24 protein-coding genes, 3 tRNA genes and 1 pseudogene are annotated in these 21,689 nt (G+C 61.5%); 1 reads left to right on the top strand and 27 read right to left on the bottom strand.

Features of this window, described 5'->3' with window-relative positions; genetic code table 11:
- Positions 1 to 90 precede the first annotated feature (90 nt).
- The 12 genes from RXV90_RS20910 to RXV90_RS20855 form a co-directional block, all read right to left on the bottom strand.
- Positions 91 to 165 (bottom strand) — tRNA-Phe (locus RXV90_RS20910).
- Between the two features lie 82 nt (positions 166 to 247).
- The gene (locus RXV90_RS20905; protein ID WP_316651422.1) at positions 248 to 418 is read right to left on the bottom strand and encodes a DNA gyrase inhibitor YacG; all 171 of its coding nucleotides are present in this window, start codon (positions 416 to 418) and stop codon (positions 248 to 250) included.
- Positions 415 to 1,575 (bottom strand): ribonuclease E/G, encoded by a 1,161-nt coding sequence (locus RXV90_RS20900; RefSeq protein ID WP_316651420.1) that lies wholly within the window; start codon positions 1,573 to 1,575, stop codon positions 415 to 417. The genes RXV90_RS20905 and RXV90_RS20900 overlap by 4 nt, the downstream gene beginning before the upstream one ends.
- Positions 1,572 to 2,144: a Maf family protein gene (locus RXV90_RS20895; RefSeq protein WP_316651418.1), complete on the bottom strand. Its 573-nt coding sequence runs from the start codon at positions 2,142 to 2,144 to the stop codon at positions 1,572 to 1,574. Before RXV90_RS20895 ends, RXV90_RS20900 begins: the two co-directional genes overlap by 4 nt.
- 18 nt (positions 2,145 to 2,162) lie before the next feature.
- A complete protein-coding gene (infA, locus tag RXV90_RS20890) occupies positions 2,163 to 2,381 on the bottom strand; it encodes a translation initiation factor IF-1 (RefSeq protein ID WP_007205486.1) in 219 nt (72 codons plus the stop codon).
- 145 nt (positions 2,382 to 2,526) lie between these two features.
- Positions 2,527 to 2,985: an arsenate-mycothiol transferase ArsC gene (locus RXV90_RS20885; RefSeq protein ID WP_316651383.1), complete on the bottom strand. Its 459-nt coding sequence runs from the start codon at positions 2,983 to 2,985 to the stop codon at positions 2,527 to 2,529.
- Position 2,986: 1 nt separating this feature from the next.
- Positions 2,987 to 3,466, bottom strand: coding sequence for a UPF0262 family protein (locus RXV90_RS20880; RefSeq protein WP_316651381.1), 480 nt, complete (start codon positions 3,464 to 3,466; stop codon positions 2,987 to 2,989).
- Complete coding sequence (gene hisD / locus RXV90_RS20875; RefSeq protein WP_316651379.1) at positions 3,467 to 4,774, bottom strand: histidinol dehydrogenase; 1,308 nt, start codon at positions 4,772 to 4,774, stop codon at positions 3,467 to 3,469.
- A gap of 46 nt (positions 4,775 to 4,820) precedes the next feature.
- On the bottom strand, positions 4,821 to 5,321 hold the full coding sequence (locus RXV90_RS20870; protein WP_316651377.1) for a GNAT family N-acetyltransferase: 501 nt from the start codon (positions 5,319 to 5,321) through the stop codon (positions 4,821 to 4,823).
- Positions 5,318 to 5,788 (bottom strand): DUF2948 family protein, encoded by a 471-nt coding sequence (locus RXV90_RS20865; RefSeq protein ID WP_316651375.1) that lies wholly within the window; start codon positions 5,786 to 5,788, stop codon positions 5,318 to 5,320. Before RXV90_RS20865 ends, RXV90_RS20870 begins: the two co-directional genes overlap by 4 nt.
- Positions 5,785 to 7,053, bottom strand: a complete 1,269-nt coding sequence (gene murA / locus RXV90_RS20860; RefSeq protein ID WP_316651373.1) for a UDP-N-acetylglucosamine 1-carboxyvinyltransferase — start codon at positions 7,051 to 7,053, stop codon at positions 5,785 to 5,787. Before murA ends, RXV90_RS20865 begins: the two co-directional genes overlap by 4 nt.
- 10 nt (positions 7,054 to 7,063) lie before the next feature.
- Entirely contained in the window at positions 7,064 to 7,201 is a 138-nt protein-coding gene (locus tag RXV90_RS20855; protein ID WP_316651371.1) for a hypothetical protein, read from the bottom strand.
- A gap of 86 nt (positions 7,202 to 7,287) precedes the next feature.
- Here RXV90_RS20855 and RXV90_RS20850 point away from each other — a divergent pair.
- Positions 7,288 to 7,362: transfer RNA gene (locus RXV90_RS20850), tRNA-Thr, on the top strand.
- Between the two features lie 41 nt (positions 7,363 to 7,403).
- Here the strand turns inward: RXV90_RS20850 and RXV90_RS20845 are convergent.
- The 15 genes and pseudogenes from RXV90_RS20845 to RXV90_RS20770 all read right to left on the bottom strand — a co-directional run bounded on the left by RXV90_RS20845 (position 7,404) and on the right by RXV90_RS20770 (position 21,273).
- Positions 7,404 to 8,291 carry a hypothetical protein gene (locus tag RXV90_RS20845; RefSeq protein WP_316651368.1) on the bottom strand — a complete coding sequence of 296 codons (888 nt, stop codon included), beginning with the start codon at positions 8,289 to 8,291 and terminating at the stop codon, positions 7,404 to 7,406.
- Between the two features lie 106 nt (positions 8,292 to 8,397).
- Positions 8,398 to 9,072, bottom strand: coding sequence for a hypothetical protein (locus RXV90_RS20840; protein ID WP_316651366.1), 675 nt, complete (start codon positions 9,070 to 9,072; stop codon positions 8,398 to 8,400).
- Entirely contained in the window at positions 9,069 to 9,809 is a 741-nt protein-coding gene (locus RXV90_RS20835; RefSeq protein ID WP_316651363.1) for a class I SAM-dependent methyltransferase, read from the bottom strand. Before RXV90_RS20835 ends, RXV90_RS20840 begins: the two co-directional genes overlap by 4 nt.
- A 58-nt stretch (positions 9,810 to 9,867) precedes the next feature.
- The gene (locus RXV90_RS20830) at positions 9,868 to 10,827 is read right to left on the bottom strand and encodes a hypothetical protein (protein WP_316651362.1); all 960 of its coding nucleotides are present in this window, start codon (positions 10,825 to 10,827) and stop codon (positions 9,868 to 9,870) included.
- A complete protein-coding gene (locus tag RXV90_RS20825) occupies positions 10,814 to 11,833 on the bottom strand; it encodes a glycosyltransferase family 2 protein (RefSeq protein ID WP_316651359.1) in 1,020 nt (339 codons plus the stop codon). The genes RXV90_RS20830 and RXV90_RS20825 overlap by 14 nt, the downstream gene beginning before the upstream one ends.
- Positions 11,830 to 12,741 carry a hypothetical protein gene (locus RXV90_RS20820; RefSeq protein WP_316651356.1) on the bottom strand — a complete coding sequence of 304 codons (912 nt, stop codon included), beginning with the start codon at positions 12,739 to 12,741 and terminating at the stop codon, positions 11,830 to 11,832. Before RXV90_RS20820 ends, RXV90_RS20825 begins: the two co-directional genes overlap by 4 nt.
- Before the next feature lie 506 nt (positions 12,742 to 13,247).
- Positions 13,248 to 14,051, bottom strand: a complete 804-nt coding sequence (locus RXV90_RS20815; RefSeq protein ID WP_316651354.1) for an alpha-1,2-fucosyltransferase — start codon at positions 14,049 to 14,051, stop codon at positions 13,248 to 13,250.
- A gap of 76 nt (positions 14,052 to 14,127) precedes the next feature.
- On the bottom strand, positions 14,128 to 14,343 hold the full coding sequence (locus tag RXV90_RS20810; RefSeq protein WP_316651353.1) for a hypothetical protein: 216 nt from the start codon (positions 14,341 to 14,343) through the stop codon (positions 14,128 to 14,130).
- A gap of 84 nt (positions 14,344 to 14,427) precedes the next feature.
- Positions 14,428 to 16,314 carry an acyl-CoA synthetase gene (locus RXV90_RS20805; protein ID WP_316651351.1) on the bottom strand — a complete coding sequence of 629 codons (1,887 nt, stop codon included), beginning with the start codon at positions 16,312 to 16,314 and terminating at the stop codon, positions 14,428 to 14,430.
- Positions 16,315 to 16,455: 141 nt separating this feature from the next.
- Complete coding sequence (locus RXV90_RS20800) at positions 16,456 to 18,246, bottom strand: ABC transporter transmembrane domain-containing protein (RefSeq protein WP_316651350.1); 1,791 nt, start codon at positions 18,244 to 18,246, stop codon at positions 16,456 to 16,458.
- Between the two features lie 132 nt (positions 18,247 to 18,378).
- A tRNA-Gly gene (locus RXV90_RS20795) sits at positions 18,379 to 18,452 on the bottom strand.
- A gap of 348 nt (positions 18,453 to 18,800) precedes the next feature.
- Positions 18,801 to 19,193, bottom strand: a pseudogene (locus RXV90_RS25935) (transposase); the annotation flags it as partial.
- 377 nt (positions 19,194 to 19,570) lie between these two features.
- On the bottom strand, positions 19,571 to 19,714 hold the full coding sequence (locus RXV90_RS20780; RefSeq protein WP_316651346.1) for a DUF1127 domain-containing protein: 144 nt from the start codon (positions 19,712 to 19,714) through the stop codon (positions 19,571 to 19,573).
- A gap of 419 nt (positions 19,715 to 20,133) precedes the next feature.
- Positions 20,134 to 20,763, bottom strand: coding sequence for an alpha/beta hydrolase family protein (locus tag RXV90_RS20775; protein ID WP_316651344.1), 630 nt, complete (start codon positions 20,761 to 20,763; stop codon positions 20,134 to 20,136).
- A gap of 153 nt (positions 20,764 to 20,916) precedes the next feature.
- Positions 20,917 to 21,273 carry a phasin family protein gene (locus RXV90_RS20770; protein ID WP_316651342.1) on the bottom strand — a complete coding sequence of 119 codons (357 nt, stop codon included), beginning with the start codon at positions 21,271 to 21,273 and terminating at the stop codon, positions 20,917 to 20,919.
- Positions 21,274 to 21,689: the final 416 nt, after the last annotated feature.

Here is a 21,689-nt window from a genome sequence, read left to right as displayed (position 1 = left end):
CTCTGAAAAAGTGTATAACTGTGTATAACTTTACGCAGGGCAGGGAGGTTCGATCAACCTCTCAAATTATCCATCTATATCAGGTAGTTATGGTGCCCGGGGGCGGAATCGAACCACCGACACGAGGATTTTCAATCCACTGCTCTACCCCTGAGCTACCCGGGCACGGGGAGGGGGTGGCCCCCTCGGGGTCGCGGTGTTCTAGACGCGACGCCGGGTGCTGTCCAGTGCGATAATCGTGAAAATCTCACTCCGGCGCGGTGTCCGGGCGGGCCGGGCGATCGTCGTCATCCGTCTCGTTCACGGGGATCGTGTAGGCCCCCGTCATCCAGCGCCCGAGATCGAGATCGGCGCAGCGTTGCGAGCAGAAGGGGCGGTGATCGCGCACGGTTTGTTTCTTGCAGATCGGGCAGGTCACGGCAGGCTTTCCCCCAGAGGGCGGCGTTCGCGTTTGCGCTGCATTTCATAGAGCCCCATGGACGTCCACCCCACGAGCGCGGTGTCGACCGGATCGTCGCGGAACGCCTTCTTCAAGGCCTCTTCAAGAGTGCGGCGATCCTTCTTGGGCTGGGGCGCGAAATCGACGACGATCTGGCCGCCGAGGCCGCGCAGGCGGAGCTGGCGGGGCAGGTCGCGGGCGGCGGCGAGGTTGGCCTTCAGGCCCGCGGCGGGCGAAAAATCTCCGCCCGTGTTCACATCGACCGCGACGAGGGCACGGGTGGCCTCGATTGCCATGGTTGCGGGGCCTACGGCGACGTCCGGCGTCATGAGCGCGGCAAGCGCATCGGCGGCGCCCGCGGCCTCGAACGGATCCGCCACCGCGCGCAGGCGAGCGACGGGGCGGGGATCGCCCCAGAAGTTCACGGCCTCGTCGCCCAAGGCGGAACCAGGAGCGGGATGGAGGGTTCGGTAGCCTTCTTCTGCCTCGCGCGTGCAGAGTATTTCGTCAGGCAGCGGGAAGAGCCATTCGGCTAGGACCCGGGGCAGGGCATACTCCTCGATCACTCGCCCCGGGGGATCGTCGTGGGCGAGATGTTTGGGGATGTTGCGCCATGCCGCAAGGAGGCGCTGAAGTTCGCGGTCGAGCGCCTCGGCCTCTTCGCCGCGCGCAGCGCTTCGGATGATGACGCCGGGAGACGGTTCAGGCGCACCGGCGCGGGCAAGGGCCGCCGCGACAGCTTCTGTCAGCCGGTCACGTTCGGCGGTGTTGCCGATTTTGCGGGAGACGTTCACTCCGGGCGCCTCGGGCGTCAGAATGAGGCGCGGCCCCTTGAAGAGAAGGCGCGTGGTCAGCGGCACGGCCTTGCCGGGTTCGGGCAGGCCCGCAACCTGTGCCGCAATGCGATCGCCCGCTTTGAGCGCGCCGGGTTGGCGGAGGAATCCATCGCCCGCAGGCCCAAGATCGCAGAACGCGCCGCGCCCGTTCGGGAGGATCCGGGTGACGCGGGCAACGCGTATTTCGCCTGTAGAGGGCGTTAACGAGGGGTCGCGGGGCAGCAGCACGAGATCTTCCAGGCGCCCGTCGATCATGAGTGCCGCGCGGCGATCACCGATTGCGAGGACGCGGCCCTTCATGGCAGCACGCCGGTGCTGCGCAAAAGTGCTGCGGTTTCGGCGAGGGGTAGCCCCATCACCCCGGAATAGCTGCCCTGGATCCAGGGAATGAAGGCCGCGGCAGGGCCCTGAATGGCGTAACCGCCCGCCTTGCCCTGCCAGTCGCCGGTGTCGAGATAGCCCTCGATCTCGGCGTCTGAGAGGCGCTTCATGCGGACGGCGGTGACGTTGTCGCGGTCAACCTGCCGTTCACCGTGGCGGACGGAGATCGCGGTGATCACCGAATGGCGGCGGCCCGACATCATTTCGAGGAAGGCGCGCGCCTCGCCCCGGCCCTCGGGTTTGCCGAGGATGCGGCGGCCAAGCGCGACGGTGGTGTCGGCCGAGAGAACGACATCCTCAGGTCCGGCCGGAATCGCCCTGGCCTTTTCCTGCGCCATGCGCAGGCAATAGGGCCGGGGCTGCTCGCCCTTGCCGGGGGTTTCGTCGATATCGGGGCTGATGATGTCAACCGGCGTCAGCCCGAGCTGGCCCAGAAGCTCCAGCCGGCGTGGACTGCCGGATCCGAGGATCAGACGGGGACGGGCCATGGGGCCACCCCCAGCCGTTTACTTGAAACGGTAGTTGATGCGCCCCTTCGTGAGGTCGTAGGGCGTCATTTCCACCTGTACCTTGTCGCCTGCGAGGACGCGGATGCGGTTCTTGCGCATCTTTCCCGCCGTATGTGCGATGATCTCATGGCCGTTCTCGAGTTCGACCCGGAATGTCGCGTTCGGCAGGAGCTCCTTCACGACGCCGGGGAATTCGAGAAGTTCTTCCTTGGCCATGATGTCTCCAGTGTTGTCGACCCGGCAGAGCCCGGGCCTGCAGGTAAATGCGCCTGAAAGGGTGTTTTTTCAAGTGGAAAAGGGATTTCGACTGCGGGTTGTGGCAATCCGGGCGGGGCGGGTCTGTGGCTAGGAACCCTGCGTGTCAGCGCTCCAGCGGTTCGCCGAAGGTTTCGATCATGCGGGCCACGATCTGGTCGCGCGCCTGGCGGTAGCTTTCGAGTTTTGCTTCGCGCGTTTCTCCTAGCCCCGTGGGGTCGAGGATCGGCCAATATTGCACATCCATGTGATGGAAACGGTTAAATTCCAATGCCTTGCGCTGAGCCGCGGGAGAAAGGGCAACGATCAGGTCGAAACTGGAGAGATCATCCCCCCATTCCTGCATTTCGTCGAAGCTGCGCGAGCGGTGGCGGGAGAGCTCGACACCGAGTTCGGCGCAGACGGCGATCGAAAAACCGTCGATCTCGAGATCTCCCTTCACGCCCGCAGACTGCACATAGGCGCGGTGTCCGTAGAATTTCTTCATGAGCCCCTCTGCCATCGGGGAGCGGACGGCGTTGTGATCGCAGCAGAAAAGTACAGAACCTGGAAGGTTCGCCCCCACATCAACCTCCGAAATGCAGGACGCAGATCAGGGTAAAGAGGCGGCGGGCTGTGTCGGTATCGACCTCGGCCTTGCCTTCGAGACGTTCCTGGAGGACCCGCGCGCCTTCGTTGTGTATGCCGCGGCGGGCCATGTCGATGGTTTCGATCTGGCTGGGGGGCAGGGTTTTGACCGCTTCGAAATAGCTTTCGCAGATCTGGAAGTAGTCTTTCACGACCTGCCGGAAGGGGCCGAGGGACAGGTGGAATTCGCCCGCCGGTGTGCCGTCTTCGGTGGTGATTTCGAATACGAGGCGTTTTTCGCGGATCGCCAGCAGAAGGGCGTAGGGCCCGGGCGGCACCGCGCGCCCTTCGCGGGCGGGGATGTAGAAGCTGTTTTCCTCAAGGAGGTCGAAGACGGCCACCTTGCGCTCCTGTTCGATCTCCGGTGTAGGAGCGGGCAGGGCGCTGTCGTCGATCTCTATCTTGCAAAGACGGCTCATTTACGTGGCCTCGTTCAGTTTATCGAGCCGCGCCCTGACGGAGGCGCCGTGGGCGCCCAGGCTTTCGGACGCGGCGAGGGTTTCGGCCGCCGGGCCGATGGCCCGAAGGGCCCCCGGCGTCATCCGGGCGACGGTGGTGCGCTTCATGAAATCGAGTACGGAGAGGCCACTTGAGAACCGGGCGGAACGTGCGGTGGGCAGCACGTGGTTCGGCCCGCCGATGTAATCGCCGATGGCCTCGGGCGTCCACTGGCCGAGGAAGACGGCACCCGCATGGCGGATCTTGCCGAGCAACGCGTCGGGATCGGCAACGCAGAGTTCGAGGTGCTCCGGGGCAATCCGATCCGACAGTGCCGCGGCTTCGTCCAGATCGCGAACGGTGATGACCACACCGAAATCACGCCAGCTGGCCCCGGCGATGGCGCGGCGATCGAGGGTTTCGAGCCGCGCCTCGACAGCCTGGGCGACGGCGGTGCCGAAGCCTTCGTCTGTGGTGATGAGGATCGACTGGGCGCTTTCGTCGTGTTCGGCCTGGCTCAGAAGATCGATGGCGATCCAGTCGGGATCGTTCGCGGCGTCGGCGATGACGAGGATTTCGCTGGGGCCCGCGATCATATCGATTCCGACCTGACCGAAGACCCGGCGCTTTGCGGCGGCGACATAGGCGTTTCCGGGGCCGGTGATCTTGTCGACGGCCTGGATGGTTTCGGTGCCGTAGGCGAGCGCGGCGATGGCCTGAGCGCCGCCGATCCGGTAGATCGTGTCGACACCCGAAAGGCGCGCGGCGAGGAGGACGAGCGGGTTGACCGTACCGTTCGGCGTGGGCACCGCGATGACGAGCCGTTCGACCCCGGCGACGGCGGCGGGGATCGCGTTCATGAGAACCGACGAAGGATAGGAGGCAAGGCCGCCAGGCACATAGAGGCCCGCGGCCGAAACCGCGCTCCACCGCCAGCCGAGTTCTGCACCGGTCGCGTCCTGCCACTGCGCGTTTTCGGGGCGTTGCCGGTCGTGGTAGTCGCGTATGCGGACGGCGGCGAGTTCGAGCGCTGCGCGTTCGGCCTGCGGCACCTCTGCCACGGCGGCGTCGATCTCTGCTTCGGAGAAGGCGAGCGTTTCGTGCGTTAGGCGCACCCGGTCGAATGTCTCGGTCAGTTCGATTACGGCGGCATCGCCTCGGGCGCGGACATCGGCGATAATGCCCGCAACGGCGGCATCCACATCGGGCGCGTCTTCGCGTTTCTGGCCGAGGACGGCCTGAAACCGGGCCTTGAACGCGGGATCGCGGGTTGAAAGAAACTGGGGCATCTTCTGTCTCCTGCCGCACGTCACATAGCCGTGGGCGGCAGGGGCCTCAAGCGTCGAGGGCCTTAACCATCACGGCCTCGTCGAAAAAAGCCTCGCCGACGCGAAGGGCGCGGGGGATCGTGCCGGTGATCCGGTAGCCCGCGCGCTGGTAGGCGGCAATGGCGCGGGCGTTGTGGTGGCCGGCGTGGAGGACGAGTTGCAGAAGGCCAAGCTCTTTCGCCCGGGCCTCGATTGCGGACATGAGCGCGTCGAAGAGGCCGGTTCCCCGCGCGGCGGGTGTGACGTAGACGGCGTAGACCATCCCGAGGTGGCGCTGATGCGCGCCCCTCTCGGCGACAAGTGTCGCGATACCTGCAAGGCCCGTGCCGTCAAAGACCCCGAAGGTGTTCCCGGTGTCGAGCAGCGCGGCGACTTCGTCGAGCGCTCGAGCCTCCCAGTCCTTCGCGCCAGCGCCGTAGGCATCGGGATGAGCCGTCAGGGCGTCGAGCCGGAGTGCGCGATAGGCGGCGGCATCACCGCCTGTCAGGCGGCGCGGCACGCCCGTCATTCGGGGTGCTTTGGTATCTTGCCGGAAGGCGCAACATAGGGCCGGGTGACATCGCGCAGCGTGACTTCGAGCGCCTCCACATCGAGACGGATCGCCCCGTCGCCCGCGAGCGTCAGAAGCACGGCGCCGGTGCCGTCATCCCCCGCCTCGAAAGTGATCGAAAGAAGGGAGAGGATGACGTCCTTATCGGACCGGTCGATGCCCTGGGTTGCGGCCTTGCCCACATCCTCGACCGCGAGCACGCATTGTACCCGCTCGGCGGGATGACGGCCCGAGGCGCTGTCTTCCCAGCGGAACCGGTTCAGGAGGACGGCGAAGCGGCGGTGCGACCTGTCCCAGCGCATTTCGGTGACGGGAAAGATCGCGTCCTGTGCAAGGGCGGATATCACCTTGAGGTCGTCTGCATCCATCGCGCGCAGCCGTATCGGGCGGGGAGCCGCGTCTTCGAAGCGCGCGTCTTCGGTCATGATCCGCTGACCCGTTCGATCGTCGCGCCGCAGGCCGACAGCTTTTCCTCGACCCGTTCATAGCCGCGATCGAGGTGGTAGACGCGGTTTACGAGCGTATCGCCCTCGGCCGCGAGGCCCGCGAGGATCAGTGAGACACTGGCCCGCAGATCGGTGGCCATGACGGGCGCGCCCTTCAGCCGGTCGACCCCCCGCACGGTCGCGGTGCCGCCGGAGACATCGATCTCGGCCCCCATGCGCATCAGTTCGGGCGCATGCATGAAACGGTTCTCGAAGATCGTTTCGTGCAGGTGGCTTTCGCCTTCGGCAGTGCATAGAAGCGCCATCATCTGCGCCTGCAAATCCGTGGGGAAGCCGGGAAAAGGCGCGGTTTCAACGTCGACCGCGCGAATGCGGCCGTTCTTCCGGCTGACCTTGAGGCCGCGGGCGGTTTCCTCGACCGAGATGCCCGCTTCATCGAGCTTTTCGGCGAAGCTTTCGACAAGCTCCATTCGTCCGCCGAGGCATTCGACGGTGCCGCCGGTGATCGCGGGGGCCAACATGTAGGTGCCAAGCTCGATCCGGTCGGTCACAACCTGATGGGTCGCGCCGTGGAGCGCATCGACACCTTCGACGGTGATCGTATCGCTGCCCTCGCCCTCGATCGCGGCGCCCATGGCGCGGAGGCAGCGGGCGAGGTCGACAATCTCGGGTTCACGCGCCGCGTTCTCGATGACGGTGGTGCCCTTGGCGAGCGTTGCGGCCATCAGAACGTTTTCGGTGGCGCCCACCGAGACGAAGGGGAAGCTGACGCGCCCGCCCCTGAGCCCACCCTTCGCGGTGGCGTGAACGTAACCGTCTTTAAGTTCAAGCACGGCGCCCAGCTGTTCGAGCCCTTTAAGATGCAGATCGACGGGACGCGCGCCGATTGCGCAGCCGCCGGGAAGCGAAACCTCGGCCTCACCGTGGCGGGCCAGGAGCGGGCCGAGCACGAGGATCGACGCGCGCATCTTTCGGACGATGTCGTATTCCGCACGGTGGCTGTCCAGCGCATGGGAGGAGAGCGCGAGGACGCGACCCTCCTGCAGCGCCGACACCTCGGCCCCAAGGGATTGCAGAAGGAGTGTCATGGTGCGGATGTCGGAGAGCCGGGGCGCGTTGGTCAGCGTCAACGGGTCATCGGTCAGAAGTGTCGCCGGCATCAGCGTCAGACAGGCGTTCTTCGCCCCTGCAATCGGGATTTCGCCCGCGAGCGCCGCACCGCCCGTCACACAAATCGAATCCATGGCTCTGCCTTCAGCTTTTTGTTTCTGCCGTCCGCGCCCGCGCCTGTGCCTTGCGTTTCTGGAGATTGGCCTTCAGCGCAGCCTTCAACCTGTCCTCGCGCGAGGAGGACGGGCTTTTGGCCTTCGGGGTCGCGGGTTTCTTGCCCATGGGGCATTGTCTACATGAGCGGCGCGGGCCGGTCCAGAATGGGCTTGCGCGATAGGGCGATTGTCAGTATCCCCCGCGCCACGCAAGCCGCAGTAGCTCAGTGGTAGAGCGCACCCTTGGTAAGGGTGAGGTCGGGAGTTCAATCCTCCCCTGCGGCACCAGCGACACCCGGAATGATTGCGACTGGCGCGTGCTCCGCGCGCTAAGCGACGACCTCGCGGGCGCGAGTTACTGGGATGGGTGCGGCGGCGTCATCTATTCCGTGCTTTTTGAGGAGTCCGGCAAGGAAACTGCCGGGGCGGCAGAGCCCGTCATGTTTGCGTGCCGCTCGCTTCTTGATCGGTGCCCACAAATGAATCGTTCGGGTTTCCTCGGTTAGGTACCGTCCGGCGATTGCCGGTCTCCGGAAAAACACAGTTCTGTCTGCGAAAGGAACCGGGTAAAAGACATCGATTGGCTTTGCGTGGCTGATCTCACCGCTCATTCGCAGATGGGCAGTGAAGCCGACCGGACCCCAAATGCCCCAGATCATCTCGGACACATGCATTGGATTTCCGGCGTTCTTCCGTTCGAGGATCGGAGCGAGGTGCCTTGGTGGCAGCCAATCCGGGATGGGGTGTGGTTCCTCCATGAAGGAGATCATGGAGGCCAGGGCCTCTGACCCCTGCGGAAGCCGAAGGACAGCACCATTGACCTGATTGCGCGCGTCGGAGCGATATCGCTCGTAGCCGAAAAGGTATTCCTCCTCGAAATCGATCGGGCGGTGGCAGTAGATGTCGGTATCCACCCAGATCATGCCGGGGCGTTTCCGGACCATGTGGAACCGGAAGAGATCGGAAAAAAGTGCAACGCTTTCCGAGCGCGCATGAGTGACGAATTGCTCGGTGTCGAGAATGTCCCGGCCATCGGACACGTTGACGCCTTCGGGAACGCCCGTAACCTTGCTGTACGTAAAGAGCGTCGTCGGGTGGCCATTGGCGACGAAAGATGTCAGGCAAAGCTGCTCCAGCCAAGTGAGTGATCCGCCGATCCACAGGGTTCCTATGGGGGGAAGGGCGTTCTTATTGGCAGGCGTCTGAATATCTTTCATCGAGATGCTCTCTCAGGATTGAGGCTGTGAGCCGAGGGGACTCCCGGAGCCGGGGCATGCACTCTCGTCATGCCTGGGGGCCTTTCGCGAAAGAAAGAAGATGGTTTCATTTCTTGTGTACCACTGCAACCTGATCCCGGCGTCGCTTCTGATACTTTGCCTGGAAGACGAAGACGCCGGAGATATCGGTTCTCAACGCATTCAACTCGACTGCGACCTTGGGATCGGAGTGTTCGAACGACCCGGTGTTGAGGTATCCCTGAAACAGGGCCGCCGTCTTGGTGATCCCCGGTTTTTCATAGGCTTTGGGCTGCCAGCGGAGATCTTCGATGATATACAGGCCTTCCGGGGCGAGTTTGGGAAACAACTCAAGGAACGCGTTTTGCTGATGGTGCGAGGCGTGCGAGGCATCCTCGAGGATGATGTCGAATTCGTCGAACCCTGCCGCAGCGTCGGCGATCTTCTGACGCTCGTCCATGTCGCAGCGCAGGAAGTCGAAGCGCTCATGCTCGAACCAAGAAAAATCCGACACATCGAGCCCGATGATCCGCGCATTTGGAAAGTATTCGAGCCACATGCGGATCGAGGGAAGATCTGTCGTTTCCCGTGTGGCGGCATTTCCGTGTTCCGGCCCCCCAATAAGCAAGCCCATTTCAAGAAATGTTAGCTTCCGTTCCCGCAGCGGGGAAAAGAGCATGTGGTAGAGCTCAGTGTACCGATGCTTGCGCGATCCCTTGTCGGAGCCGAAGCGATCGGCAATCTCTGTCAGCCCGGGTTTCATGCGTGAACCTCCGAAGGCGCTTGCCACCGCACCTGGTAATCAGATTGCGCAGGTGCAGTAATCGCCGGAGCCGTGTTGGCGGTGGCTGACTTTTGCACGATGTAGAACAGATACCATCGGCCGGTCAGCTTTCGCGACCGGAAGCGCGCGCCGCCGGCACCGGTATCACGCACGTGCCGAAGCTTTTCCCCGGGGTGAAATGGAAGGGCCGTGCATTGAAGGATTTCGCAACCACGAGCATCTTGCCAGTAACGCCAGACCAGTTCGGGGCTGAATTGGTAGAAGCCGTGCCCAGCCCAGCCGGTCATCCCGTTTGCCGAGATGAAGACGCCGCCCTCGGAGAGCATTGAGAAGACGTTATCGAGCGCCTGCGGAGCGTTGAAAACGTGCTCCAGCGTGCCGCCGTCGAGGATGAAATCGAACCTGCCGCGTAAGTCGTCGCCTATCGGATAGTTCAGATCGTGAACAAGGTTGGATCCTTCGTAATCGGATGCGTCGAGGGCCTGCAGGGGCGGCAACCCGATCGCAGAGGTGAAGGTTTCTGCGTATCCGTCCTTCTGAAACAGGTCTTCGAGATCGCAGGAGAGTTCGGCGGTGCGCATCGCGCGGCGGATGCGGCCCCGGTGTTTGGGCGGGACTCTGAGGGACTGCCGACCGAGCATGAGGCCACTTTTCCGCTTCTTGAACAGATCGCGGTTGGCGATCAGTTGCAGGGCGATCGCCGCATCAATTCCCACGCGTGCTCTCCGTTTGATATGGCTGTTTCATATGATCGTTCTTTCGATCCCTTCCGCTTCATGCCATCAACAGATCGGGTGCCAAGATCTCGTATCGGTTGTCTGCGCAGATCTTTTCCCAATCCCGCGCATAAGCGGCATCGAGCCTTGCCCGGTCTTTCGGTGACCAGGGATCGTAGCTTCCCCATTTCCGGCCCTTCGGAAAGGCCTCCTGGATGTCGATGCGACAATCGACCATGGCCTTGAGCCCCCCTTCATCGGCTGCAGCCAGCATGCGCGACACGGCTTCGCCCGAGGCGGTGGGCCGGATCTGTGGTGATCCGGGTTCGCGAAGGAGCGACGCGTCGATCGCGTCGCCACAGAGATTCTGCAGTACCTGACCCGACAGGTGTTCGTAATCTTCGTAACGCCAGATGAACAGGCGGGCGGCGGGAAAGGCTGCCCTGACATCGGACAGCGCCTGGCGCCACGACGGTTTCTTTTCCAGGACCAGCTCCTTCATCTTCGCTTCGGTCACGAACAACTTTGGGGGGCTGTCGCGTTTGACCGAGCGCAGAAATTCCACATAGGCGGATGCAAAGAAATCCGCATAACCGCGGATTGCCATGTGAACCTCGGAGACTCGATATGGAATCTCGCGTGCGAAAATCTCCAGGAAATCCCTGCGGTATTCGTAAAGCGTTCCGCCTCTAACACATTGGCCGCAGTGTCCGGCCATGTTTTCGTCGGACATGATGATCCGCCGGGGCTGACCCTCGGAATGTGTATCGAAGAAATCTTGTGTCATGGACCGCAGCGTGTCGTCGTCAATTCGCCGCCGGCGAGGAAGGCCGAGGTTCAGATACGCGTTGAGCTGGACCGGGACGGTAAAATTCTTTCGCGTCGCGCGATGGTGAATATACCGGATGCCGTGGCGATCCAGGCGCTTTTCGTTGCGTTTCAGGATACCCTGTAGATGCGTCGTGGCAGTCTTGTGAAACCCGCCATGGACGATCACCGAAGTTTCATGCCGCCCCATGCGCGGCCTCGCGTTTTGTCGGGGCGCCGCCGGTTATGGCACCGATTGCCCTCCGGAACTCGGGCCAGCCCTCGCGCCCAAGCAATTCGTTTATCTTGTCCTCGTGCCAGCGACAGGCCTGTTCGTGCAGGCTTGCCAGCACGTCATCCGCCAGAAGTCGACCGTATTCGAGTCGCGCAGCAGACAGACGTTCAAGGATCGATTTGTCAGGCCGGTGATTGGCGTTCATGTGGCGCCAGTATTCGAGGCCCTGATCGACGTTCACATGGTTGGTGCGCCCGCGATCGCGTTTCACCAGGAAGCTTTCGACGGAGCGGACGGCATAGTGATGCAACCTTGCGTAGTCGTGCGTGAAGCCCGGGCTCGCTTTCCAGCCCCTGTGCTGAAACGCTTCGGAGACCGGGTTGCCACCGCCATCGACCCAAATGCAGGGCTCAGGCGGGTCGCAAAGGCGGGGGCGGTGTACGCCCATGCGCGCGAACTTCCCCGAATTCCGAAACAGCGTCTTGACCCCTCTGGCCCGGAAATTCGGAAAGCGGTTCTCGGGCGCGCATCTGAAGAACTGTTCGGTCACGAAGCCGCGTCGGTATGCCGTGTGCCCGCCGTTTCCGAAGAGCTTCCAGCAGATCGAAATCGCATCGACGTTGCCCACTGCATCCATCAGGTCGCTCAGGTGACCGGAACCAACCCGGATATTGAGAAACTCATCCACATCTGCGGACATCAGCCAGTCCGCCGATTTCACGACTTCCTGAAACCGGGCCCGCCTGAGCGCCTTGCGCTGCGGGCTGACACCAGGTTTGAGGCGGTTTGGGACATGTGTGGCAATCCCGAGGTCATCCAGCCTTGCGGCAATCTTATCTGTTCCGTCTTCGCAATCATTGGTGAAGATCACGAAATCCGTGAAGCCGATCGAGCGTGAATAGGCGATCCACTCGAGCATGAAGGCGCCTTCGTTTTTCATCGTGGTGACGATGACGAAGCGCTGCGGGGATGTATCGCTCACTCAGCCGCCTCCAGTGATACGTTGCGAGCGGCGCGGAATGCACGCTTGACGCGCTTTGCCATGCCTGCACGTCCAGATTGAACGTAGTAATGCTTGAGTGATCCCGCGTACCACGGAAGGTTCCGCCTGCAGCGATAGAGCCTGTAGAACTTCTCTTGCGTCAGTTCACCGAACAGCGCCTCGTCCATGACCGGCTTCAAAGCACCGATCTTTCGCAGGAAGACCGCGGATTTGTGGTTCGAGAACCAGCATTTGTACGCCTGTACACTGGGTGATGACAGCCTCTCGAAATGCCGCTTGTCCGGCTCGAAATAGGGATCGAAGAAGACGCTGACCTGAGTGGCATTCTCCAGATGACAGGCGGGATCGCTGAAAGGCAGGCTCCAATCCTGTTTCTGGCCTTTTGCATAGCGACTTTCCCAGGGCACCAGCTTGGGATCGAGTGTGGATTGCGGATTGAAGGCCAGCACATGGGCCCCGGGAACCAGAGCTGAGAACGACAGGGCTCCGAAGGCACCCATCGAACTTCCGGCAAAGAGCACACGTTCGTAGTTTGCGAAGAACCCGTCATCAGCGAGGGTCTGCATCCGCGCGATGAGGTTCGGTTCCCTGTACCAGTCGCCTCTGTGTGCCATGATCCCGAGATGCGAAGCCTTGGCATCGCGTGCGTACTTGTAGGCCCATGGAAGGCGTCGGGGTGATCTGTCCCGGACATTTGACAGGTTGTCGAACGTCACGAGCAAGACCGGCGCAGAACGCGCCACGAAGAGGAGCGAATGTCCATTGGTCTTTTCTAGGAAGCCCGTCCCGTGACCGCCTGGCATCAGCTCCGGGAACCACAAGGGAAGATCGGCTTCGTCAGCGGACGGAGCCTGTGCCTTACCATCTTCCGGCAGCCGTGATTCCAATTGCCTGTATCCCCCGACTCAGGTTGCGGAGTTGTAGGTTCGACGACAGGGTTTTTTTGCTCGATATGCCCCGTTTGTTCATTCGAGTGTGCCAGCATTCAATGAGAGATTTCAAGTGGAGGCGCCGAACCTGACACCGTGGTGTTGCGCAGCTCGGCAGGGCCGGATGGCGTCGGGCTGGAACCTTGTTCTTGGAAAAATGAGTGCCATGGATCGGGTTCGGGACAGTTCCCAATCCATGGCACCCTAATTTCGAGGACCCTATTTGGCGTTCAGGTCCCTTGTATCGCCATCGCCCCAAACACACGGGCGATCACTCGTTACTCTTCACTCATACTCTCGTGTGAACGACACGAACTTGGTACACACAAAGAGATTAGCTCGTCTAATTTGAGATTAGTATGATTTAATTCACAAAGGGAAGGCGTTTTTGGCAGATATCCCGTGACAGAGCTTTTCGGCTGCGCGAACAATCGGCGGGCCCGATGCCTTCGGTTCTTGTTAAGTTACTGATTTAAAACAGAAATCCATCCATCTGCGAGCCAGCTGCTGATGGTCTCCGTTTCGGTTTTGGGGCCGATCACGACGCGGTTATCCGGTGTGCCGAGCCAGGCGCCCCACCACGAGAACGTGCTGTTCGAGATAATGTTGTGCCGGCAGGCGACCATCAGCCGGAGGTCTTCATGGGCGCTATCGGGGCCGTTTATATCGACCACGACGGTTTCCGCCGGGAGGTTCAGGTTGCCTCTGGCCCAGTCGGGATCGTCGGAGAAAACGAAGACGGTAGGCATTTCACCAATCTCGGCAGCGAGACGATCGAGCGCCGTACGGTAATAGTGTTCGGTGCATACGGCGTCCGGGGCGACATCGAGAAAATCGCCCCGCCTGACGTGCAGCGATGCGGAGAGGCAGCCTGTGATCCGGGCGGCAAACTTTTGGTTCGCCGCACTTGGCGGCGTCGTGACGCGGCATTCGCGGCGTAATTCATCGGCGATATGGGCGAAATAGCCCTCATGCTGCCAGTAACCGTGGAGGTAGCTGTCATCAGGCCAGGTCAGAAAATTCGGATGGTGCCCGCGCTCGCGGCGGATCTTCGGAGAGAGGCCCAGGTAGCGCCATAGGAAGTAGGCTGTCGGCCGATCCCACCGGAAGGGCGGAAGACGCTCGGGCTCGACCACCCGCCACGCGAAATGAGGGCGGGCGGGCGCGTCGTTCATGCGCGCGAGCATGCGCTCGTCCACAGAAACCTCGACGCCGAGGCGCGCGGCAAGACCGCGCGCGGCGGCGTATTCGAAGAGCTGGTTGCCCATGCGGCCATGGAGCCGGACGTAAATCATGGACGCCGGGATAGCCCCCGGTCGCGTCGCTGCGCAAGATGTGTTGAGGTTACTCCGCCGCTATCATCCCGGGCGCGCGTAGTTCGGGCGCCACTTCATCCTCGGTATTGCGGATCAGTTCAAGGAGCACCCCCAGCGCCGTCGCGACCAGACCCGTGCCCACGTAAAACGCCAGCCCGATCAGGATGGAACCGGTTGCAAATCCGGTGATTACGGCACCGACGATGCCTGTCGCCATGCCCAGAAAGATCATAGAAATCAACATTGCTCGACCTCCAATGGCGCCGAGTTTGTCGATAGATTTGGGCACCATTGGGGCCAAAGATGGCCGAAAGTAACGAATTCTCCGTTAACCGCCCCAGGTCCAAGGCCTTGTAAAGGCGCCGAGAACTTCGGAAACCTTCGCTTCCTCGGCCTTGTGTGCCGGGTCGAGATGGGCCACCAGCCCGCGTTTCTTGTCTTCGACGATCTCGTGAACGCGCGTCTCAAGGCCGGCATCCGCAAGGGCACGGTCATAGATTCGCGTGATCGCGCGCCGCCGGAGATCGGGTTTGAAGACTTTGCCGACCGCCGTTTTCGGCAGTTCCGGCAGGATTTCAAGATGTTTGGGGTGCGCCGCGCGCTCGTGGATCCGCTCCTTCGCGAATTCCATGAGTTCTTCCTCTGTAACGCTGGCGCCCGCCACCAGTTCGACATAGGCGCAGGGAATTTCGCCGGCATGGGCGTCGGGCTGGCCGATCGCGCCGACCATGGCCACCGCATCGTGGCCCGCAAGCGCCTCTTCGATCTCGGCGGGATCGATATTGTGGCCACCCCGGATGATCAGATCCTTCGCGCGGCCGGTTATCCAGATGTAGCCGTCGCTGTCGATCCGGCCCAGATCACCCGTCCTGAGATAGCGATCGTAGTGGAAAAGGTTCCGGTTCTTGTCGGCCTCTGTATAGGTGGAACCGGCATAGACGCCCGGGTTCGCCACGCAGATCTCGCCGATATCGTCGGTGGGCATCTCCGCGGGCCCGTCTTCAGTGTGCACGAGGATGCGCACGTCGGTGTAGGGGAACGGTATGCCGACGGAGCCGATCTTCTTTTCCCCATCGAGCGGATTGCAGCTGACGAGGCATGTGGCTTCAGTCAGGCCGTAGCCTTCCACGATCTTGATCCCCACGGCCTTCTCGAACTTCTTGTAGAGTTCTACAGGCAAGGGCGAGGAGCCGGAGAAGGCCGTCTTAACCGTCGACACATCGGCATCGACAGGCCGTTGCATCAATGCGGAAATCGCGGTGGGAACGGTGATGATGAAGGTCGTCTTCCAGCGTTCACAAAGCTTCCAGAAGTTATCGAACACCCCGTCGCCCCGGTAGCCCGCCGGGGTGGGGAAGACGACGTGCGCACCCGAGGCGATCGCGGACATCAGGATCACGTGGACGGCGAAGACATGGAACAGCGGAAGGGGGCACATCACGCTGTCTTCCTCGGTGAAGAGGAGTGTGTGGCCGACCCAGCCGTTATAGATCATCCCGGAATAAAGGTGCTGCGCGACCTTGGGCATCCCGGTCGTGCCACCGGTGTGGAAATAGGCCGCCACCCGATCCCTGCCGCCATCTTCAAAGCTGAGCGTTGCTGGCTGCTTTGCCATTTCCGCGTTGAAATTGAGGATGCGTGCGTGGTGCTTGACCTCAACTTTCGGTCGGATCAACGGTACGATCCAGCTTTTGGGCGGGGTGAGATAGCGGTTAAGGTCGATCTCGAGAACGGTTTCGACATTGGGCGCGAGCTTGACCGCCTCGGCCGCCTTCTGTGCGACATCTGTCTTCGGAAACGGCTTCAGCGTGACAAGCACCTTGGCCTTCGTTTCGCGCAGGATGGCGCCGATCTGTTCGGCGTCGAGCAACGGATTGATCGGGTTCGCGATCCCCGCGACCATCGCCCCCATCAGCGTCAGGACGGCTTCATTCGCATTGGGCAGGAGGTAGGCTACGACGTCGGTTTCGCCGACGCCGAGCGAACGGAATAGGTTGGCGGCGCGGCAGGTGCCCGCCTTGAGATCGGACCAGGTAAGGGTTTCGGCCTTGTCCTTCGGACCGGACAGGATCTGATAGGAAACCGCCGGACGGTTGCCATGCTTCGTGGCAACCCTGTCGATGAAGCCGTAGAGCGCCTTCGGCAGGTCGCGATCCTCCCAAGGCATTTCCTCTTCAATGCGCTTCGAGTCCGCGACTGTCGCAAACTGACCCATTCCCGTTCCTCCCCTGACCGGTCACTCCCGCTCACCGGCTCCTTTAATGTGGTGCGGGGGCGTGAATATCCAAACCTTTTCGCTCCTCCAAGCACCGGAATGGTTTTGGGACGTAGCGTTACACGGGAAGGTTCGGGCGGTCTATTCGGCTGCCAGACCGTCGGTGAACTGGAGCTTCGCGAGACGGGCATAGAGACCGCCATCGGCGACGAGGCTTTGATGGGTTCCTTCGGCGACGATCCGGCCGTCTTCAAAGACGAGGATGCGGTCGGCCTTCTTAACCGTGGCGAGGCGGTGGGCGATGATCAGCATGGTGCGGTCTTGGCTCAGCCGGTCGACGGCCTGCTGGACGGCCCGTTCGCTTTCTGCGTCGAGCGCACTCGTGGCCTCGTCGAGAAGCAGGATCGGTGCGTCACGCAGGATCGCACGGGCCAGCGCGATGCGCTGTTTCTGGCCGCCCGAGAGCATGATGCCGCGCTCGCCCACATAGGTTTCATAGCCTTGGGGCAGCGCACGGAGGAACGTATCGGCCGCCGCGGCCTCGGCCGCTGCCTCGACTTCGGCATCGGTTGCGTCGGGGCGCCCGAAACGAATGTTGTCGCGTGCGCTTGCGGCGAAGATCACCGGATCCTGCGGGACGAGCGCCATGTGGCGCCGAAAAGCGGACCGGGCGATATCGCGCAAATCCGTGCCATCGACACGGACCGCACCGCCGTGGGGATCGTAGAACCTGAGCAAAAGCTGGATCACCGTGGTCTTGCCCGCGCCCGAGGGCCCGACAAGCGCGACCGTTTCACCAGGTTCGATATCGAAACTGACGGCGTCCAGCGCTTTCTGTTCGGGGCGCGAGGGATAGCTGAAGCTGACGTTCTCGAAGGAGACCTGGCCCGTAAGCGGGCCCTCGAGGGCGCGAGGCTCCTCAGGATCGGTGACGGTATCTTCGGCATTCAGCAGTTCGACCAGCCGTTCGGTTGCGCCTGCGGCGCGCTGAAGCTCTCCCCAGATCTCGGAAAGCGCGCCGACGCCGCCCGCGAGGATCACGGCGTAAATCACGAACTGCACCAGTTCGCCCGTGGTCATGGCTTCAGCCCGCACGTCGCGCGCGCCGACCCAGAGGACGCAGACGATGCCGGCAAATGCCACGGCAATCACGATCACCGTCATGATCGCCCGGACACCGACACGCTTGTGTGCCGCGCGGAAGGCCGTTTCGGTCACGTCGGCGAAGCCTCGGCGGCTTTCAGCCTCGTGAGTGAAGGCCTGCAATGTCTGGACCGATGACAGCGCCTCGGAGGCGTTGCCGGACGAGGCCGCGATCCAATCCTGGCTTTCACGGGACAGCTTTCGCAGCCGCCGGCCAAGCACGATGATCGGCACTACAATCAGGGGGATCAGGAGGATCACGAGCCCAGCCAGCTTCGGCGATGTCACGACAAGCATGATGAGCGCACCGACGAGCAATATCGCGTTTCTTAGCGCGATCGAGATCGAGGATGAAATGACGCTGAGGATCAGGGTGGTATCGGTGGTGATCCGGCTGAGCACCTCTCCGGTCATGATCTTCTCGTAGAAGGCTGGGCTCATCCCGACCATCCTGTCGAAGACCGACTTGCGGATATCGGCGATCACACGCTCACCCAGCCGGGTGACAAGATAGTAGCGCATGCCTGTGCCGACGGCGAGGAGCCCGGCGATCGCGAGGGCGGCGAGGAAGTAGCTGTCGAGGAGTTCGGCTGCCGAGGTTTCGAATCCATCGACGACACGGCGCACGGCGAGGGGAAGAACGAGCGAAATACAGGCCGTGGCAACGAGTGCCGCCAGGGAGGCCGCAACCATCACACGGTAGGGTGCGAAATAGGGCGCGAGCCCACGTAGCGAGCCGATCTTGCGCGACTTGGCGCGTTCCTCACTCGAGGCTGTTGACTCCGCCATTACCCGGTCCTCCCGTCGCGAGCGATATCCGTCGCGTTTTAAGGGATCAACCCCGGAGACCGCACCGGATCACTTCGCCGCGGCGCGCGAGAGGGGGCAGGGTGTGTCATGAACGAGAGTGTGTGCAGATGTTGGAGCGGGCGGCGGGAATCGAACCCGCGTCATCAGCTTGGAAGGCTGAGGTCTTACCACTACACAACGCCCGCTCGGCCAGTTTTCGGCATAATTCATTGGGTTTTGAGGGTCAAGCGCGAACGTGTTTTCCGCCCAAAGCCGCCCTTGGGACGGGAATGGTACGCCGCGGTGCAGCTTCCCCGAAGCGGTTCTCTGATCGCGGTAGTGTCAAGGGCGTTGGGTTTGTTGTCCGCCGGGGTCTTAGTCCTCTCCGAAGTCAGGTGATGCTGCTTCATAATGGCGTCCGGGGCTGATCGTCTGGAATGTCATTCACGAGGTTGATGCTGGTTGCGCCACCTCGACCGCTTTATGCGAGATCGATCTGCCTCCGTCCCGGAGGACGCCAAACCCACCCTATCCTTGGGCGGGTATTCTGTTTGTCAGGTCGCGGGCTCCTTTGTCCAACTGAACTCTGTTCCATCGCGCCAGATGGCGTGGAGAATAACGGCGATTTTGCGCGCGGTAGACACGGCAGCCTTCTTGAAGCCTTTCCGAGCGCTGAGCCGGATCGCCCAGGCCTTGAGAGGGGAGAACCGCCTGACTTGCGTCATCAAGGACGTTGCAGCAGAGACGAGCAATCGACGCATCTCGGCATCCCCGCATTTGGAGATGCGGCCTGTTCTGTCGATCTCACCCGATTGATATCGTCGTGGTGTCAGTCCCAGGAACGCGCCGACATCGCGCGACCGGCGGAACCGGCTTGCATCGTCAACAGTCGCAATGAAGTTGAGGGCGACGAGTGGACCTACGCCGGGCACCGTCATTAGGCGACGGGCCAATGTGTTCTGCCTGGCAACATGCATCAGTTCATATCGCCCAGAGCTTCCGCCGAGGCGCAAAGCTTTTTGTGGATGGGGATCATGGATTGCGCTAAGAGCCCCAGCATTGGGTCACTTGAGCCAGCCTCGGCAAGTTGGTCCCGGAAGCCTTTGCGGTGATGGGCGCGTACTGGTCACTGCGCGGTGGGCTTCGAGATAGGTTGCTTTGATCACTATAGTCTTCTCGTCGCTATGCCCGGCGGCCAGACCGGCCAACATGCGGGGCCGCCAACACATCACCTGCTCTCTTACCTTCGCCCAACTCGAAGCGGCTGGCTGAACTGGGGAGGCAGATTTTCAGGTTTCTGCGAGATCAGACTTCGGCTGCCGTCTTAAGTTTCTTGTTTAACTTCGGAACTATCCTCGTCGCCTTCATGTACGCTCGTCATCAGTCGGTCGGCATAGCTTGGGATGTCACTACGTTCGATGCCGATCTCCGCGAGTTGTTTGTCGCTGAGCAGGCTCAATGCCTGCATCAGTCTTGCAGTCTGCAAAGCCCGCAGAGTGGAACGCAAAGCCCTGCTTACCGTCTCGCTGGAAGGTGTCGATGTGATCCTGAACGAGAAGTGGATGTGTCATGCGTAACGGTTACGGGTTCCAGTAGCACCGTCAAGCGCCAAGGTTTTTGGTGGGTAGCGCCCTGTTGCGGAAGGAAGAATGATCAAGGCACTTTCGAAAAGATCGAAGGCACTTTCCCAAGAGCGCCGGAGGACCACAATCCAGCTAGAGGAGAGTGACCTCGATAGGCTGGCTGCGTAGAGTCTCGCGTTGGCTCAAGAAATCGAAGAGCTCCGCGCGTTCATTCGGATGCGCTTGGATCTGGCAAAGCAGGGAAGAATGACTTGCTAAGCTTTTTCTGATGATTGGGCGAGACTCGCGTTCCTAGTAGTGAACATCAAAGCTTGGCAGACCACTCCGCCACTGCCTCCGCCGCGACGCGCGCGTAATCGGTTGCAGTGGCGCCGGTGACTTTCTTTCGGGGTTTCAAGTCGTGGTCGCCGTCTTCGAACCAACGGACCTCTACCTTCAGTGACAACTTGTAGCCGGGCACTTCATCCTTCGTCCCGAAGGGATCACGGGTGCCTTGGCAGATGAGACAAGGCGTCTCCAAGTGTTCCAAGTGCGCCGTCCGCAATGCATCCGGTTTTCCGGGCGGATGGAATGGATAGCCGAGGCAAAGCAAACCCTTGATTGTGCCAGCCGCGAATAACTCGTCCGCTGCCATGCTGGCGACGCGCCCACCCATCGACTTGCCGCCGACTATTAGCTTTTCCACAGCTCCGAGGTTCGAGATGGCCTCTGCGTATTCCGGGATCAGTCTATCGGCGGGAGGTGGTGGCCTCCGGGTCCCGCTCCTCCGTGCCGCCATGTAGCCAAACTCGAACCGTGCGACCCTCATCCCTGCCTCGGTTAATGCCGTCGCGAAGAGCGTCATCGAGGGCGAGTCCATCGGTGCCCCTGCGCCATGCGCGAGGAGCACCGTTACACCAGCGTTCTCCGGTCCGTCGAAAAGGAAGTCGGTCATAATGAGCGGTCTTTCATTGAGAGAGAGATCGGAGCCAACGCTCGAAGCATGCACTCAATGGGATAGCAGTAGTTCATCAAACAATCGCGGGGAATGACGATCCCTCGAGCATCCCGACGAAGGCCTCACCAGATTGACGGATATTGCCCATTCTCATAGCGGGACATCGTCGTAGCCGCGCGAGTGTCCCGACCGCGTTTCCTCGATAGTCTCTTCTGTCGCCTTCGACATCACGTTGAACAGGCGCGTGACTTCTTCGGTGTATTGCTTGACTGCCGTGCTAATGAAATCCGACTGGACCTGCATCAACTCCATGGGGCTCTTGCATGCCAGGATGGCCTTTTGAGTTTCCATATCCTGCTGCAGCCGTTCCATCACGAACTTCGCGCTTTCGGACATGATGTCCAGCCAAGCCTTTGTCGCAACCGGACTGACCGCCATCATGGCGGCAGTGAACTCCGGGGTGCCGATGTTCTCGGCCACTTCTTCCTTCTTCTCGGGACTTGCCATTTGGCGTTCTCCTTGGGCGTTGAGAGAAAGCGTGGCGCCGGAACACCCACGCCAAGTTACTCGCTGCATTATTGCGCGGTTCGATAAATCAAACCTTGATCTGGGTCTTGTCGCGTTTCGGGGCCGAGGACAGGAGCGCGGACGGCTGATTTTGAGACCCCGGAAGAAAGCTCGCCAAAAGAGAACCCCGGCCGCGAGTTCGGGCCGGGGCAGTCGTCCATCTCGGGACAGAGATGTACATGGGAACGTTCTATTAACATATCATCATCGAGATATGTCTCCTTGATGCAGGTCAATCAAGAAACGAAAACGCGAGAGACGAGATTGCCAATACCGTATCCAACCATCGTTTGGGACCGTATCGTCGAAGGAAGCGGCGACCGTGGAGCCATCCGCGCAGGATGCATAGGACCAAG

This window comes from Ovoidimarina sediminis (genome assembly GCF_032586175.1).
GTDB classification, from domain to species: Bacteria; Pseudomonadota; Alphaproteobacteria; order Rhodobacterales; family Rhodobacteraceae; genus Ovoidimarina; species Ovoidimarina sediminis.
This window is presented reverse-complemented; position numbering and strand designations above follow the sequence as displayed.